Source organism: Parendozoicomonas sp. 209JJ7-1, assembly GCF_058147085.1.
This window is the reverse complement of the sequence record NZ_JBYVJU010000016.1, coordinates 20,013-32,205: the sequence shown is the minus strand read 5'-3', so window position 1 is coordinate 32,205 and position 12,193 is coordinate 20,013. Positions and strand designations below refer to the sequence as shown.

Below are 12,193 nucleotides of genomic sequence, written 5' to 3'. Positions count from 1 at the left end.
CCAGCTTTTTTATAACCTGAGAAAAGGGCGTGTATGACAAACTCATCTATACGCTGGCTGTGCGCCGTGTGCCTGGTTTTACCTTCCGTGGTTATGGCCGGGTTTACGGAAGGAAACACACCGAACCTTAAGAAATGATGGAAATTACCAAACACCTTGTCGACCTGGCCGAGGAAGATCAAGAACAGCAACAATAATTTATCTGTGCCGGTTGAGACCTGCTGCAATACAGTTGTGCAATTCTGCTTCTTGCGAACAGATAGTTTCCGGGGAAATAATAATGTTTTCAGCCCTGCCTGAACCTCTTACCAAACAGAGGCGGAGGTTGTCCCCATAACAGAGAGTCATCAATGAAAAACCACGGCTATCACGCTCATATTTATTTTGATGAAAGCAGCTTTGAGCAGGCCGAGAAATTATGCCTGGCAGCAGGGGAAGAGTTCCCCATCAAAGTCGGGAGAATGCACCGAAAACCCGTAGGTCCCCACCCCTGTGGCAGTTGTCAGCTGGCTTTCTCGGCAAAACTGTTTGGAGAACTGATTCCCTGGCTGAACTTCAACCGCAATGACCTGAATATCCTTGTTCATCCTGTTACTGACGATGACCTCGCCGACCATACAACATATGCCTTTTTTCTCGGCGAGCCACGCGATCTTGTTTTAAGCGGCCTTTGATTTGTTTCCGGTCTATTCTACCTGGGTGCATTCTCAGGTAGAACGGCCATGAGCACCAACGACAGCTTTACCACAAGCAGCTTTACCACAAACACCTTCAGTCACTGCCTTCAAAGAGCAACTCTCTCATCAGTAGTATTCGTATTTTCGGTTTGCCCTGGCATATTCCAGAAGGTTAACCGACCTGACCTTGCTGTTACCCTGCTGTTCGGACTCTTACAGAATCCAGTTGTCTTAATTCCGATATTTTCAGAATTTTCGGAGACAGCGCATGAATCAGCAAGTCATAACAGGCTGGGGAGCAACGGCTCAGGGTTATGGGCATGAGTGGCAACAGGAGCTGAACAAGAAACATGATACAGGCAGCCAGCACCAGATTGGCTTCTGGACTCCTGCAGGCTCCAGACAATTATATTTTCAAGGCACTGCCTCAGATGGCGGTCGTATTGTCAGCCAAGAACGTCTTCCTGCTGACAAACCGTTGAAAGACCGCAAAACCCTGACCATCTTCCATGATATCCGCCATGTCTATGTGTGTTACACAAACCCGAAAGCCGGTGAGAACCAGGATCAGACAGTCAAGATGGTTCTCGGGAAATATCCCCGAAGCAAAGGCACTCTGAAAACAGCATTCAGACTCAGGGAAATATCCGCCGCAATGCCGAAGGTCGCCCTGCCACTCACAGCCTTGGTTCTTGGCGTGGGTAACTTTTTGCTGGGCATGCGCCTGCTTTGCCATAACCCCGCCTACGTTGCTGATGAACCCCGCCTGTACAAGCAATTCGGAGAAAGCTACCAGGACCACCCTTCAGTAACTTTTGTGTTAAATGATGAGAAAGCCGGGGAAATCGAGCAGCACCTGAAGAACCTGAAACAAAAGAGCGTCAGAAACGGCGCTCCGCTAACCTTCCACCTTTTTGGTGAGGATTGCAGTCGGTTTGTTTTCGATATTTTCAAAAAAACAGGTTATCCGGGAAATTTCGTGGATTACTTTGAAGAGAAAGCCCTGGCGACCCGCAGCTTTGGCGCTGTTTCCAATACATTCCATTCCCATGGTCTGTGGTCTGCCCTGAAACGTTTTTATACAAACTTTATTGCCCACTATCTGTTCCCGAAACACGCCTTCCATCACATGATATGTATCTCAAGAGAGGATATTCATAAACAGCTTCAGGAAACCAGAATATCTGTACAGAAGGCCAGAGAGCAACTACAAACAACATCACATTGGCGTCAAAAGCATGCATCTTCCGGGATAACGGAAAAAATGATGAGCTGGCTCACTTCAGCTAATCCTTTCAGTCATGCTGAGTGGCTGCAAAGAGAAAAACGTTTTAATAACTCCGTCAGGATTCTGGAACGTGAATTTGAAAGACTGGAACAACGGGTAAGTGATTACTCGGACTTTGATCATACAACCTGGCTTGAAGATATCAGGGATCTCCGCCTGTGTGGCGCTATTGCAGATAAAATATCCTACAAAACGGAACAGGAAATGGATCGCCAGAAGAAGGCTTAGCAGTTGAAAAGAGTAACAGCTAAACAGCCTCAACCCGGCCAAGGAGCACTTTCTCCAGCCCACGGTGACGCAATGCTAACTCTACAGCACTGCGAATCACCCGTGGGTTGTCCATCTCAAGGACATCCTCAAGCAGGCTTCTGGATTCAGACAGAGGCATATTGCGTAATGCCCACTTTACCCTGGGAAGGTTTGTGGCATTCATGGACAGAACATCAAACCCCATAGCCATCAGCAACACCGCTGACGCTGGGTCACCGGCCATTTCTCCACAGATAGACACCGGCTTACCTTCACCATGGGCATCCTGCACCACTTTATGAAGGGCCTGTAGAACTGCCGGATGATAACTGTGGTAAAGGTCAGCAACCCGGGGGTTATTCCGGTCCACCGCAAGAATGTACTGGGTCAGGTCATTACTGCCGATGGAAAGGAAATCCACTCGACGACAGAACTCTTTTACCTGGTACACCGCCGCCGGTACCTCAATCATCACCCCGACAGGAGGCAACTCAATAGCCAGCCCTTCTGCCAGTACTTCATGGTAGGCTCTGTGAATAAGATAGAGTGCCTCTTCCACTTCCGGCACGCCGGAAATCATTGGCAGCATAATCCGCAGATTATTCAGCCCAGCACTGGCCTTAAGCATGGCCCGTACCTGTACCAGGAAGATCTCCGGATGATCAAGGGTCACCCGAATCCCCCGCCAGCCAAGAAAAGGGTTTTCTTCTTCGATGGGGAAATAACTGAGGGATTTATCGCCACCAATATCCAGGGTTCGAATGGTGACCGGGCGGGGGGCAAAACTCTTTAACTGCTCGCGGTAAATCTCTTCCTGCTCTTTTTCACTGGGGAAACGCTCACGGACCATAAATGGCACTTCCGTTCGGTACAGGCCCACACCTTCTGCGCCCTGGTCGAGGGAACGGACGGTATCGCTCATCAGGCCGGTATTGACCCACAGAGGCAGACGATAATTATCCGGCGTGATACAAGGCTCATCTTTCAGAGCCTCAAGTCCCTCAATAAATGCCTGTTCTTCGTTTTCCAGACCACGGTATTGCTGCAGCAGTTCCGGAGATGGAGAGACATAAACCCGCCCCAGATTACCATCAACAATCATTTCCCGTTTTTCCAGCTGGTCACAGGGAAGATCTACCGCCCCCATAATAGTGGGCACGCCCATGGCCCGGGCGAGAATCGCCACATGGGAATTACCGGAACCCTGAACAGACACCAGACCAGCCAGACGATCCTTGGGAATATCCCCCAACATGGCGGGCGTCAGTTCTTCACTTACGACAATGGCCCGCTGTGGCCAGATGACATCATCTTTCTGTTGCTGCTGGAGCACCGCCAGTACCCGGTGCCCCAAATCGCGGACATCAACAGCCCTTTCACGCAGATAGGGGTCATCCATCAGTTCAAAATGGCTGACGTGCTCGCTGATAACCTTCTTCAGTGCTCCCTGGGCCCACTGTCCCTGTTTAATCCCCGCTTCGACTTCTGCACCCAGCGCATTGTCATCCAGCATACGCAGGTAAACATCAAACAGCGCCTGCTCTTCAGCTGGTACTCTGTCCGCAAGCTTGCTGGCGGTGGTGCGCATCTCCTCGCGAACACTCACAAGAGCATTACGGAACAAATGGCATTCATCACCAATATTGGCTGTTTCCCGCTCGGGAACGGCAGACAAATCCGCAGGCGGGGCCATCACCACAACTGTACCAATGGCAATACCCGGAGAGCCAGCCACCCCCTGAAAGCGGGACTGGTACGGTCGTTCATCTTCTTTACGGGTAAGGTGCAGGGAGCCTGTGGCTTCCGCATGGGCGATCACCCCGGCCAGCTGGGCCGACATAGTCACCAGAAATGACTCTTCACTCTCATCAAAACGCCGCTGGGCAGTCTGCTGGACGACCAGCACCCCCAGAAGGTTTCGGTGATGAATAATAGGAACACCGAGGAAAGAGCGATAACGCTCTTCCCCGGTCTCTTTCAGGTATCGGTATTTCGGATGCGCGGCAGCATCTTCCAGATTGATGGGTTCCTCCCGAAGGCCAACCTGCCCCACCAGACCTTCAGAGCGGGCCAGTTTGGCACACCCGACCGCCTTGTGGTTCAGACCTTCGGAAGCCATCAGGGTGTACTGGCTGGAGTCGTCATCGTAGAGGTAAACGGAACAGACTTCCGTGCACATGGCCATGCGGACACTGCGCACAATAACGTCCAGAGCAGCCTGCAGATCACGGGCTGCTCCTACTTCCTGGACGATTCTGCGCAGCGTGCTGAGCATGCTCACTCCCTCTGCCAATCCATTCCCTCTCTGTCGATCACAGTCCCTGTAACAGACGTGGTGCAAGTTCTTTCATGGCCCTGCGGTATACATCCCGCTTGAAGGCTACAACCTGACCAACAGGAAACCAGTAGCTGACCCAGCGCCAGCCATCAAATTCAGGTGAGTCCGAGATATCAACCCGTACCCGCTCATCGGAACTGACCAGCTGCAGCAGAAACCACTTCTGCTTCTGTCCGATGCACAACGGCTTGCTGTCCCTGCGAACCAGCCGACGGGGAAGCCGGTAGCGTAACCAGCCCCGGGTGCAGGCAAGAATCCTGACATCCTCCGGTTCCAGTCCTACTTCCTCGTAGAGCTCCCGGTACATCGCGTCTTCCGGTGTCTCATCACCATTAATTCCACCCTGGGGAAACTGCCACGCGTCCTGTCTGATTCGCTTGGCCCACAGTACCTGCCCGCGCTCATTGGCGAGGATAATACCGACGTTGGGCCTGAATCCTTCAGCATCAATCACGTGGTTGCCTTGGTAAATCTAATTACCGCATTGTTCCACAAACAGTGTCATTTCGGCAAACCACAAGGAGACATTGTCAATATGCTTACCAGTTGTTCACTTAATAACATAACCGTTTTCAGGACCTGTTGAGGTTTAATGCGCAACAGGCCCTCGCCCGGATAATATAATAGCCAGAGTTTAAGGCGGGCAGATGACATATCCCCCATTGCTTCTGTTCACTTGCCCGCTATCATGCCCGTCTTAGACTTATAAAGCAGGGGGACAGCTGTGACCGTAGCTATTTTCGACCTTGATCACACATTGATAGATACCGACAGCGATCACGCCTGGGGTGAGTTCCTGGTAGAAAAAGGTGTTGTGGATCTTCAGCTCTACCAGAAAACCAATGACTATTTTTATAAGCAGTACCAGAAGGGCTGCCTGGATATAGAAGAATACCTGCGTTTCTCCCTCAAACCTCTGGCCGATAATCCACGGCAACAGCTGGACACCATTCACAAAGAGTTTATGAAGAGGGTGATTCTCCCCCTTATTAAACCGGGTACCCCAGAACTGATAAGCAAGCATAAAAAGCGGGGAGATACTCTGCTGGTGATTACTGCCACCAATCGCTTTATCACCGAACCCATTGTGAACCACCTGGGGATCAACGAGCTGCTGGCCATAGAGCTTGAAGAAAAAGACGGACAATATACTGGCCAGTACAAAGACGTGCTGACATTCAGGGAAGGCAAGATCACCCGCTTCCATAAGTGGCTGGAGCAGAACCCCGGCCATAATATTGAAGAGTGTTTCTTCTACAGCGATTCCATCAATGACCTGCCATTACTGGAAAAGGTCGGCAACCCGGTCACCGTTGATGCGGATGACAAACTGAAAGCTGAGGCCGAGAAACGTGGCTGGCCGATAATCAGCCTGAAATAATCGATAAGATAAAAGCCAGATACAAATGCCGGACAGACTTTCAGCTATCCGGCATTTGTATACGAACTTTGCATACCAGTCCGATTTTCAAAAACAGCCCTGATTCCAGTTCCAGATAACCTTTCTTCAGTTCTTTGCATGAACTATTCTCAGCGATCTTCTGCAGCCGTTGAATAGTAGCAGGACGATGAAAATGAGCTGGTTAAGCAAAGATAGCTGTTGCTGCTCGTGGGTTGTTTGCTGCTTTTTTATATTCCTTACAGATTCTGCTATTTGTGGTACTAACGGCACAAATACAACGGCCGGAGGCTTTCTGGCAGCCACGACAGTCCTGTCTAACTTCACAGGCAAAGCTAGTGGGGACAACTGTTCCGGTTGTGGCTACCCGTTCAACGCGAGAACCCCCAGTGGCAATATCAGTGGCAAGGCACTGGCCCCGAATGAAACACTTGTTCGGATCAGCCTTCCTCCAAAACATCAGAGGGAACTCCTTTCCTTCCATGGACCACGGCCTGAACAGAGGCGTCCACCAACCCAGGGCCGTAGGGGGACACATAGCGCAAACGCCCATAACACAACTCAGACCAGAGCAAAGTCCCCCGACAGCACTCCTCCCCTGACCCGTTATCAGCGTAAACGGCGCAGCGCGCCAAGAGGCAACATCACAGTAGTAACCGAGGGTGTCGATAGACCTGCCGGTGGTCTGAAGCCTGTGTTCACCGATTCTCACAAAAATGTGACCCAGGAAAAGACCGACGTCCAGGTGTCAACTTCAGGCAAGTGGTCGGATGTTGGGGGAATGTTCGGGAGACTTGGTGGAAGTAACAACACATTGATCCAAAAGGGGGTAAGAGGCTCAATGCGTACTACAAACGGGAATGCTTATCTCGGATGGATAGAGGGGTGGGAGTCCCGGTATTCGAGTGGCGGGGGCATAGCCGGGTATATGACAGGAAATGATCAAACATTGATCCAGAAGGATACCGACATTGAAGTCGATATAGCAAGTTACAGTGCGAGTGCCGGGGGAGGGGCAGGAATACTTAATGGTGGGCGTGGAAGTGTTCTGAGGCAGGATGGTGTTCATGTCAAGGCAAAGGCCATAAGTGGTTTTTCAGGTGCCGGGGGAGGGTTTGGATTTGCAATAGGGGGAAGCAGTGAACTGTTTCAGACTAATACAACCGTGGACGTCAGTACCAGCGGCGGTGCCGGGGCTGGCGGGGGGGTCGGAATCTACCATCTTGGTCGCCACAATCTGACTCAGGTGGGGGTTTCCATAAAAGCTGGTGGCCCAAGACAGGGAGCTGCGTTTGGCTGGCTCACGGGGGCAAAGGTCAACCTGTGGTTATATTCCGGGGATGCTGGCGGCATGCCAGTCTGCGGAACAGTAGAAAATAACACTCTAAATAACAGATATGCACTGATCAATGGTTTTGTTGATCTCGCCGGTTATGATGCCAATGGCACATCCTGCTTGAGTTTACCCGGCAATTTTGAAGAGATTAATACTACCCGTATTCAGGACTGGCACAAGGCTCACGATACATTCTGCAGCCCCGGGAACTGGCCGTGTAATGAAACCTGTCACTCTCCCCACGAGCGGCTGCTGACTCTGGCAGAGGACTCCGATGGTTCCATCTATCTGGTCAGCGAGCAGCGTTACCCCTTAAGAAATGATAGCGACGGCCGGGGTCTGATCCGTGTTACCCGTTTACAAAGAACTGAAAAAAAAGGAACTATCCAGGGTCAGGGGTTAGTCGAAAATGGCACCCTGCTGCTGGAGGCGCCAGTAAGAGGGGTTAATCGCTCACTGCTCCGGGGGTTGCCGGTTTCCCAGCAGATCAACAAAACCCACCTCACCAGCCTCTACCGGCTGCCGGGGCAACAGGGAGCCATGCTGGCCAGGTTCCCGATTGACAAACGTCAGACTTCCCGGCAAATCGAAGTGGAAGAGTGGCCGAACCTGCCCGGACAGCCCCTGTATCTGGATCAGGATGATGGATACGACGGGGTCTGGATGTTGGAGAAGAATCCAGAGCCGGGATCAGGCCATACCTCATCATCGGGCCAGGAGTCAGGCTCAGGATCTGGCCAGGAGGACAAAAGTACGATTACTCGTTATCAGCTTAGTGACGGAAGCGCCACCAGGAAGCAGGTCTATGATCTGAACGAATCTTATTTCCCAGAGTGCAATCTTATAGCTTTTGGGAAAGACAATGCGTATTTCTACACAGCCCGGAATAACCGCTCTCAAGTACATCTAGAGCGCTATGACCTGATAACCGGTCAGTTGGACGACTGGACAGCAGATATAGACCTGCCAGCGGGTGAAGAAATTGAAAGGCACTACTCCCTGTCAGTAAAGAACATTTCTGTACCGGGGCAGAGCCTGAATGACTCTGCGCTTACCGTTGAGCTGCTACCGCTGGATAGCGTCTCGCTTTCTACTCAGGACGGCATCACTGCGCTGCGCGTTGATCTGCCGGAATTCGGCGGTTGCGCAGAGTTTCAGCGTTTTACCCCTGGAGTAACGGGTATAAATCGGTTTATTCAACCAACGGCTTCAACAGAATCAGGGTCAGGGTCAGGGTCAACTAATATCATATTTGGGGAACAGGACGGTTCAGGAGTAACTCATCAGTTGGCAACATCTACCCTGTTGGCAACGCCTTCGCCAGAAAGCTCCAGAAAAACCACTGTTAAGCCAACAACTTCCCGAATGTATTCAAGGTCAACGATGCTTCCAGGTGCGTCACCAACAGGTTCAGGTGGCCGTCATGGCTCTTATGCTCCTCACATTGCCGGTGGTGCTCTGTGCTTAGCTGCTATGGCAACTATGGCAACGGGTACTACATGCATTGCCTGTGGCATTAAACACAGAAAGAAAATTAAAGATGTATGGAAGAAAAAACGGTCACAGGCACGACAGGGCAGAACGGATGTAGATTTAGGGAACACGGACTCAGAGGAGCTCATGGACAGGGATATAGAAACGGTTATGGATTCGGAAATGGATACGGAACAGTAAACCCGGTTTTTTCAGCAGGTCAGTAGTAAGTACGGCAGGCAGGCTGCCAGCCAGAGGGGCGTAAACCCACTACATCATGTCATTGAAATGATGTAGTGGCTATCGAAGGCGGAAGCTTTGGCGGCTTAATACTCGCCAACAGACTGCTGGCAATAGCCGCCTCATACACACTTCCCCGACGGGTGTTGATCTTCTTCCAGAAAGGATGGGCGGGCATTTTCACCTGTTCCCTGCCACACTCTTCAAACAGGTCAACAATTTCATCAGCGTTATTGATAATAAAATACTCCGGACGCTCTTTCAGTAAGCCCGGATTAAATACGACACAGGGAACAAGATTGCCTGCTTTGGCTTTTGGATTATAGGACTCAGGGCCATGCCGGATAATCGGCATACCCAATTTGTCATTAATCGCCTGATAATACCTTTTCGCTCTCGGGGTAATATTACCAAGCTCCGGATCCATGTCCTTTAAAATATCAGAATCACTCTCTGAGTCAGAGCCGGAACCAAGTCGGGAGAGGGGAATACTGGGAAGATCAAGATAAAAATCATCCCACTGATTCCCATGCATTCCGATAAAAACCGGATCCATATCCGACACCAGCCGCTTTCCTTCCTGTGTTGCAAGCACTTCAAAGGGTTGTAACTCTCCCTGCTCATCTTTGAACAGAACGCTATAATTTCCATCGTCCTGCTCCACAACCCTGAACTCCTGTTCCGGCTCCTTAATGTAATAGAAGCCAAAGTTATGTCGTTTCAGGGATCTATCCGGGCCGGTAATATTTATATCTCCCGCAAGCCTGCTGAACTCCAACTGCTCCCTGGTCATCACCAGAGGAATGTACCGAACAACCTGCTTCCTTATAAGATGTGCCGTTCTACTTCGCTGGTGCCGCAAGGAGCTTTGCCCCCGCTTCCGGAAACGCTGATCCTTCGGAATCAAGCTGGAAAAAATACCCTGGTCAGCGGTATGAATAGATACATCCAGGGGCTTGCCAACAGCTCCCTGCTTGGATTTCATATAGATCATGGCTGCTGGTGGAATAAATCTGAAAGCCGCCAGTATATTTTCCTCCCTGGTCAACGCCATAATATCCAGCAACTGCTCTCGGGACAGTCCCTGCCTTTTATCTGCGCACACTTCCCCCAGCCCACTGTTTCTTGCAGGTACCGGGATAATTCCCCTTTTTAGCTGGCTGAGAGGTAGTTGGCTGAGAGATTCACGGCTTTCTTTATGATGCCCAGAAACATGCCCCGGAAACACACCCCGACTGGGGAAAAAGCCACCCTGACCACCAACCTCCCGGGGACAGGAAATATCCACAATGGTCGGGGAAACTGTACGTCGGCCGTACAGCCTCGAAGCCTTGGGAGAAGCGGAAGGAAACAGGGGCACTGCTGATGGATAAACACCAGCGGTGCACCGTAAACTTTTCTGCATACTTTTCTGCATAGATAGGTAACCGCCCGACAGGAGATAACCCTTTTTGGACACCCAGGGAGGATTTTCATCCCTGCCCCGTAACCAGGTAGTTAGGACTCAGGACTCAGGCCACAGCCGCCTGCTGGGCCAGCAACCGGGACAGGAGATTTTCAATATCTATCAGGCTGCCAGGACTCTGATTTAGCACTTTGGCCTGCTCATCATAACGACGCAGGGCCAACACATCTTTAAGGTCATTACGACTGCTGAAATCGGACACTTCCTCAACGAACATAGGCCCTCCCTGCCACTGCAGGGTTTTACGGCTGTCGGCAGAGAGTTCATCATGGTAGCCGGGTTCAATAGCGCACAGATAACGCTTGGCCTGAACATGGCTGGCCACCAGCGCCACTACCCGCTCAGAAAAACCGGCATCCGCCAGGTATTCCGCGCCCCGTTTATCGTGGGCCATAGCACCATAGCCCCCCATGGACGCCCGTTCTTCCAGTTCCAGCAGGTAGCCAATATCATGGAGAAAGGCCGCCGCGACCATCTCTTCATCCTGGCCATCCGTTCGCGCCAGTTCAGCAGCCTGAAGTGCGTGCTGCAACTGGCTGACATCGTCTCCATAGCATTGGTTGCCATGGTGACGATAAAGGTCAAGAATGTGGACTAACACACTGGTATCTGACATGTCTGCTCTCCCGCAGTTTTCAGCCTGTTATCATCCCTTGGAACAGGCTATGGCTATACGGCATAGTGGCTTGAAAAAGTGACCGTGCCATGCCGGTTTATTTCTTGTTCAGCTGGTTGATTTTTACTGATTGTACATCACTGCCGAGGCTATTGACTTTCCCTGGAAAGCTTCAGCGATAACTTTTCAATAATTCTTGCGACAGCCACAAAACCGAATGTTGCCGTCACCATTGTGGCCGCACCAAAACCACTGGAGCAGTCCATTTTCATGGAGCCTCCGGAACCGTCTTTCGAACTGTCCGGCTTATGCTCACAGACACTGCCATCTGGCTGGGGATAACGGGCGGCTTCCTCGGAGAACACACACTCTACCGCAAAGCGCCGCCTGGGATTCTTCGAGAAGTTATATCGGTAACGAAGAAAATCCTTTACCTTTTTTGCCAAAGGGTCCTGAAAGGTTTTGGTCAGGTCCGCCACCCGTATCTTCAGCGGATCAACCAGCCCACCGGCTCCGCCTACGGTGATTACCGGAATTTTATTGCGCTTACAGTAAGCGATAATGGCGGCCTTGGCCCGGAAATTATCGATAGCGTCCAGTACATAATCAAACCGGTCATCCAGGTAGTCACCCACATTATCGGGTGTTATGAAATCCTCTTCCTCCAGCACGGTCATTTCCGGGTTAATCTCCCGCATCCGGGTGGCCATCACCTCAACCTTGGACTGCCCAACCGTTCCCACCAAAGCATGAATCTGCCGGTTAGTGTTGGTCACGCAGATATCATCCAGGTCAATGAGGGTCACTGTACCCACGCCACTGCGGGCCAGGGCTTCCGCCGCCCACGAGCCAACACCGCCAATTCCAATCACGCAGATATGGGCCAGCCTGAGATGATCGGTAACCTGAGCACCGTACAGGCGACGGGTCCCTCCAAAACGGGAGGAATAAGTGTCTGAAGACATGATACAAACAACACCGGGAAATCCGCCGATTATACCACTATCCAGCCACAGGCCATCGCTCTACTGACAAGCCTCTCCTTACTACGGAGTACATTCCATACGTCTGCTTCCCCGCCCGCTTACTCTGACCTTTTTTCTTTACAACCT

General features: G+C 51.3%; 9 protein-coding genes. 4 read left to right on the top strand and 5 right to left on the bottom strand.

Annotation, left to right across the window (positions count from 1 at the left end; genetic code table 11):
* The first annotated feature begins 350 nt into the window (after positions 1–350).
* Both ACY2RQ_RS15505 and ACY2RQ_RS15500 read left to right on the top strand, forming a co-directional pair.
* On the top strand, positions 351–674 hold the full coding sequence (locus tag ACY2RQ_RS15505) for a DOPA 4,5-dioxygenase family protein (protein WP_490113896.1): 324 nt from the start codon (positions 351–353) through the stop codon (positions 672–674).
* A 271-nt stretch (positions 675–945) separates the two neighbouring features.
* Positions 946–2,193, top strand: a complete 1,248-nt coding sequence (locus ACY2RQ_RS15500; protein ID WP_490113895.1) for a hypothetical protein — start codon at positions 946–948, stop codon at positions 2,191–2,193.
* A 19-nt stretch (positions 2,194–2,212) separates the two neighbouring features.
* Here ACY2RQ_RS15500 and ptsP read toward each other — a convergent pair whose 3' ends face one another.
* Positions 2,213–4,489: a phosphoenolpyruvate--protein phosphotransferase gene (ptsP, locus tag ACY2RQ_RS15495; protein ID WP_490113894.1), complete on the bottom strand. Its 2,277-nt coding sequence runs from the start codon at positions 4,487–4,489 to the stop codon at positions 2,213–2,215.
* Positions 4,490–4,526: 37 nt separating this feature from the next.
* Positions 4,527–5,006, bottom strand: a complete 480-nt coding sequence (rppH, locus tag ACY2RQ_RS15490) for an RNA pyrophosphohydrolase (protein WP_490113893.1) — start codon at positions 5,004–5,006, stop codon at positions 4,527–4,529.
* 270 nt (positions 5,007–5,276) lie between these two features.
* Here rppH and ACY2RQ_RS15485 point away from each other — a divergent pair, with 270 nt between their 5' ends.
* Together ACY2RQ_RS15485 and ACY2RQ_RS15480 are read left to right on the top strand one after the other, a co-directional pair.
* Positions 5,277–5,933 carry a histidinol-phosphatase gene (locus ACY2RQ_RS15485; RefSeq protein WP_490113892.1) on the top strand — a complete coding sequence of 219 codons (657 nt, stop codon included), beginning with the start codon at positions 5,277–5,279 and terminating at the stop codon, positions 5,931–5,933.
* 859 nt (positions 5,934–6,792) lie between these two features.
* Positions 6,793–8,961 (top strand): hypothetical protein, encoded by a 2,169-nt coding sequence (locus ACY2RQ_RS15480; RefSeq protein ID WP_490113891.1) that lies wholly within the window; start codon positions 6,793–6,795, stop codon positions 8,959–8,961.
* 79 nt (positions 8,962–9,040) lie between these two features.
* On the opposite strand, the gene ACY2RQ_RS15475 is transcribed toward ACY2RQ_RS15480, so the two are convergent.
* The 3 genes from ACY2RQ_RS15475 to tcdA form a co-directional block, all read right to left on the bottom strand.
* Positions 9,041–10,405 (bottom strand): anthrax toxin-like adenylyl cyclase domain-containing protein, encoded by a 1,365-nt coding sequence (locus ACY2RQ_RS15475; RefSeq protein WP_490113890.1) that lies wholly within the window; start codon positions 10,403–10,405, stop codon positions 9,041–9,043.
* A 106-nt stretch (positions 10,406–10,511) separates the two neighbouring features.
* The gene (locus ACY2RQ_RS15470; protein WP_490113889.1) at positions 10,512–11,081 is read right to left on the bottom strand and encodes an HD domain-containing protein; all 570 of its coding nucleotides are present in this window, start codon (positions 11,079–11,081) and stop codon (positions 10,512–10,514) included.
* A gap of 149 nt (positions 11,082–11,230) precedes the next feature.
* Complete coding sequence (gene tcdA / locus ACY2RQ_RS15465) at positions 11,231–12,046, bottom strand: tRNA cyclic N6-threonylcarbamoyladenosine(37) synthase TcdA (RefSeq protein WP_490113888.1); 816 nt, start codon at positions 12,044–12,046, stop codon at positions 11,231–11,233.
* Positions 12,047–12,193 lie beyond the last annotated feature (147 nt).